The sequence below is a fragment of the Priestia sp. P5_B4 genome (genome assembly GCF_056400385.1).
The window spans coordinates 1-2,455 of record NZ_JBFULJ010000581.1 but is presented as its reverse complement, the minus strand read 5'-3'; the positions used below and the strand labels follow the sequence as shown (position 1 = coordinate 2,455).

The following is a 2,455-nucleotide window of genomic DNA, read 5'->3' as shown; positions in this document are numbered from 1 at the left end:
GAGTACACGTAATCTAGACCAAGTAATAAATGAATTAATGCTCCTGCTCCAACAAGCTGCGCAATCATATAAAAAATGGAAATGGTGATCGTGTTCATTTTCTTCAATTTCTTTAACTTTTGCTATAAAGTCACATCTTTCATACATCTCTTCTGTTGTTTCTACTATTTCGGCCCCTTCTTTTTCATACTGTTCATTCGTAAATCCCGCTAATGCGCCCGCATCTTTTTGAACAAGGACCGTATGGCCATCGTCTTTAATAGTAGCAACCTCTAAAGGTGTCATAATGACTCGATACTCTCCCACTTTATTGTCTTTTAATACACCAAATATCATGTTGATCCCCCTAAATTCATTTTTGTAAATGCCTCTCCTTCATGCGTGATCTTAAGATTAAAGAAATTATTAGAAATATTCAGACTAAAGCAAATGTACCTTATCTTGCTACACACAAACTTTGAAGAGATTGTTCTAATAGAACCTTATTCTGCATTTACTTACCAAAGTATAAATTAAAATGAATAAAAATTCAAAAGGATCTGAAATTAATACCTGTTTATGTATGTCATGACAAGCTGTTACCTTATTAATCTTGCATAGAAAAAAGGTTCCACTCATCAACGTTCAATGAGTGAAACCTTTTTTTGATTATCTGCGGCTAGCTGTGCCTCTGCTTTTTTGCAGATGAGCTTTGTGCCGTAGAGCTAACAGGCTACTTTGTTACGGAAATACTGCCGTTATGAGTGGCTAGTTTAATAATATTCTTTCCTTTTCCAATAACAGCGTCCCTATCATATTTATTTAGAATATCGACTTTTCCATTGTCCACGGAAACATTAAATTGAACGTTACTTGGTTCTTTTTCCGTCTTAATTTTAATCTTTCCATTGTTCGTTTTAAGGTCAATATCTCGATCAAGTTCTTTTGTTTCTAAGGCGATACTTCCATTATGCGTTTCGCCTTCTAAACTACCTTCCACGTTACTCAGCGTTATTTTCCCGTTATTTCCTTTTGCTTGAACCGTTTTTGCTGCAGCATTTTTTATGCTTGTAAGTCCATTGTGTACGCTGGTGTTCAAGTTTTGTGAATCAATGTTCTCTAATTCTACACGTCCGTTGTTTGCGCGAATKGAAACATCTGCTGCGCGTAATTTTTCAACAGACACATACCCATTGTTGCTGGAAATCCCCAATGAATTATACTGTTTTTCAGGCAGATAAACGTTGATAGATAGCGGTTTTAATACACTAACAATGTCAAAATTGACCCAGCTGCGCTGTTGTTCACTATAAGAGATAAAAAGCGTTGAATTTCTAACGTCAGTAGTGAAGTCTCTTTTTATATTAGGAGATGTTTCGCCTTTTAATGTTACTTTGATATTATCGCCTTTGATAGGGTATACATGAACACGAGTATTATCCGTATCGATGTTTACCTTTGATACTTGATTGCTTTTAATAACTTTTTCTTTTGAAATAGGTTCAGGATCAATAGCACGATACGTAAGGAGGCCTCCTATAATCCCAACAAGGATGAGAATGCCTGCAAGAATGGAGAGTTTCTTTTTATTCAGCACGTTTTAAACCGCCTTTCACAAGTGATACATTGTATTTTAGATAACGTACAAAGCCTTTTATAGCTAGCTTCGTCACAACTAACATACCTAACATAATAAAATATCCAATTCCGCAAAATGCTAAAGACATAAATAAATTAAAGAGAAAAAAGCCGCTCGAATGTACAATAGCCTCACCAAGAACTAGAATCGGAGATAGCAAGAAACATAGACCTATGGCCCAAGCTGACAAAATGAAGCCAGCTAATGCGACGGCGGGTCCAAGAACAATCACTACATTAAAAAAGGCTAAMCCAATTACGGCCCACGTGGCTCTTAAGATATTTTGAGTTGTTGCCTTAGCTGTTGCTTGCTCAACGTGATAATCTGCGAGCAATTCTTTAGCTATTTGATTCGGAGAACCTAACGACGTTACAATTTCTTCTTCTGTTTTTCCTTCTTCTAAGCCAATGGAAAAATGTTCTTCATAATCTTGTAAAATATCTGCCCGTTCTTTTGCGGATAATGGTTTTAAGGATTCATTTAATTGCTGTAAAAATTTACTCTTCGACATTGTTCACACCTTCTTTAATTAATTGATTAACACCTCTTGAAAACTCATTCCATTCATCGACAAGTTCATATAAATAATCTCTTCCTTTATCGGTAAGCTGATAATATTTCCTTGAGGGACCTTCTGTAGATTCTTTTAGGTACGTTGTGAAGTATTCTTCTTTTGTTAATCGGCGCAGAAGAGGATATACTGACCCTTCTGATATTTCAATTTGATCGGAGATTTTTTGAACTAATTCATATCCATAGCGGTCTTTTTTATCAAGCAACACAAGGACACAAAGCTCTAAAACTCCTTTTTTAAATTGTACGTTCACTGTTCTTCAC

General features: G+C 35.7%; 3 protein-coding genes and 1 pseudogene. All 4 read right to left on the bottom strand.

Going from position 1 to position 2,455, the window contains the following annotated elements; all coding sequences use genetic code 11:
• Positions 1-147: 147 nt before the first annotated feature.
• Positions 148-285 (bottom strand): annotated as a pseudogene (locus AC1DRF_RS23235) (alanine dehydrogenase); the annotation flags it as partial.
• A 427-nt stretch (positions 286-712) separates the two neighbouring features.
• Positions 713-1,576, bottom strand: coding sequence for a DUF4097 family beta strand repeat-containing protein (locus tag AC1DRF_RS23230; protein WP_477741805.1), 864 nt, complete (start codon positions 1,574-1,576; stop codon positions 713-715).
• On the bottom strand, positions 1,566-2,129 hold the full coding sequence (locus AC1DRF_RS23225; RefSeq protein ID WP_097823097.1) for an HAAS signaling domain-containing protein: 564 nt from the start codon (positions 2,127-2,129) through the stop codon (positions 1,566-1,568). The genes AC1DRF_RS23230 and AC1DRF_RS23225 overlap by 11 nt, the downstream gene beginning before the upstream one ends.
• Positions 2,116-2,445, bottom strand: coding sequence for a PadR family transcriptional regulator (locus AC1DRF_RS23220; protein ID WP_014458816.1), 330 nt, complete (start codon positions 2,443-2,445; stop codon positions 2,116-2,118). Before AC1DRF_RS23220 ends, AC1DRF_RS23225 begins: the two co-directional genes overlap by 14 nt.
• Between the last annotated feature and the right edge of the window lie 10 nt (positions 2,446-2,455).